Source organism: Eggerthella sp. 1_3_56FAA (genome assembly GCF_000185625.1).
In the GTDB taxonomy this organism is placed as follows: domain Bacteria; phylum Actinomycetota; class Coriobacteriia; order Coriobacteriales; family Eggerthellaceae; genus Eggerthella; species Eggerthella lenta.
Map to the genome: position 1 here is coordinate 97,829 of NZ_GL622582.1, position 1,742 is coordinate 99,570.

The 1,742-nt window shown below is 67.0% G+C and carries 1 protein-coding gene and 1 pseudogene; both read right to left on the reverse strand.

Going from position 1 to position 1,742, the window contains the following annotated elements; translation table 11 throughout:
* Window positions 1-383, reverse strand: a pseudogene (locus tag HMPREF1023_RS13700) (regulatory protein RecX); the annotation flags it as partial.
* 1 nt (window position 384) lies between these two features.
* A complete protein-coding gene (gene recA / locus HMPREF1023_RS13705; protein ID WP_009307028.1) occupies window positions 385-1,443 on the reverse strand; it encodes a recombinase RecA in 1,059 nt (352 codons plus the stop codon).
* Window positions 1,444-1,742: the final 299 nt, after the last annotated feature.

A 1,742-nucleotide genomic window follows, 5' to 3' on the forward strand; every position in this document is an offset into this window, starting at 1 on the left:
CCGTCGTCGACGAGGCCGCAGGCGAGCGCGCGATCGAGCGCCGCTTCGACGGCCTCGGCCTCGAAGCCCCCGCGCGCAAGGCGCTGGCGCAGCTGCTCGGAAGCCCGCTCGCGCACGAGGCAGAGCCGCTCGATCTTGCGGAAAGCGGCGTCGGGATCGGAGAGCCGCACATCCTCGTCGACTTCGCCGGCGTCATGGCGGGAAGGCTGTCCGCCGGCCGCACTGGCAGACAGGGAGCGCGAAGCGCGGCTCGGCCGTCGATCCTCCCGCTCCTCGCGAACGTGGGGAAGGTCGGGCGCCCTGGAAGGCTTCGGGACGCCCTTCTCGATCGCGGCGATCTCCGCGCGCAGGCGCGCGCGGAGCTGTTCGGGCGATTCGGGCATGCTACTTCTTCTTCGCAGGCTTCGCGACCGGGCTCATGGCGTCGGCCTCCTCGGTCGAGCGCGTGATGATGGGGATCTCGAAGGATTCGCGCACCTTCGTCTCGAGTTCCTCGCGCAAGTCCGGGTTCTCCTTGAGCGTCTGCTTCGCCGCCTCGCGCCCTTGGCCGAGACGCTCCTCGCCGTAGGTGTACCAGGCGCCGCTCTTCTTGGCGACCCCCGCCTCGACGGCCATGTCCACGATGCAGCCCTCGCGCGAGATGCCCTCGCCGTACATGAGGTCGAACTCGGCCTGGCGGAACGGCGGGGCCACCTTGTTCTTGACCACCTTGGCGCGCACGCGGTTGCCCACGATCTCGCCGTCCTTCTTGATGGAGTCGATGCGGCGGATGTCGATGCGCACGCTGGAAAAGAACTTGAGGGCGCGGCCGCCCGTCGTGGTCTCCGGGTTGCCGAACATCACGCCGATCTTCTCGCGCAGCTGGTTGATGAAGATGCACGTGGTGTTCGACTTCGACAGAGAGCCCGCCAGCTTGCGCAGCGCCTGCGACATGAGGCGCGCCTGTAGGCCCACCGTGGTGTCGCCGATCTCGCCTTCGATCTCGGCGCGGGGCACGAGCGCGGCCACCGAGTCGACGACCACGGCGTCGATGGCGCCCGAGCGCACCAGCATGTCGCAGATCTCCAGCGCCTGCTCGCCGGTGTCGGGCTGCGAGATGAGCACTTCGTCGATATCGACGCCCAGGCGCGCGGCATAGACGGGATCGAGCGCGTGCTCGGCGTCGATGAAGGCCACGATGCCGCCCATGGCCTGAGCCTCCGCGATGATCTGCAGCGCGAGCGTGGTCTTGCCGCTCGATTCAGGGCCGTACACCTCCACGATGCGGCCGCGCGGCACGCCGCCTATGCCGAGCGCCGCGTCGAGCGGCAGCGCGCCGGTCGGGATGACCCCGATGTTGAGGTCGTGACCGCCCTCGCCGAACTTCATGATGGAGCCCTTGCCGAACTTGGTCTCGATCTGATCGGTGGTCAGCTTGAGCATCTTCGATTTTTCTTCGTTCATGCGGTTCCTTCTCTTCCTGCCGCGAGCGCCAAGGACGCTGAGCGTTTGCCGCTTACCATTATACGAACATATGTTTGTTGGTCAAGCATTTTCGCGAAGAAGCTTGCAACCCCAGTATAGCGCGGCCGGCTCACGTCCCGATGGCGCGCATCCAGCGCGCAGCACCTCCCGATCCAGCGCGTTTCCCACGTCGAAGACACGCGGATTCCACGTTTCCCGCCACCCGATCCGACGCGGATTCCACGCGCCTTCTACGTCGTTCTAGCGCGTTTCCAGCGCCTCGAGCGCGAACTCGAGCG

Bases quoted from the DNA above. Each gene is read 5' to 3' on its own strand.
- recA (WP_009307028.1), bottom strand. From the start codon at position 1,443: ATGAACGAAGAAAAATCGAAGATGCTCAAGCTGACCACCGATCAGATC.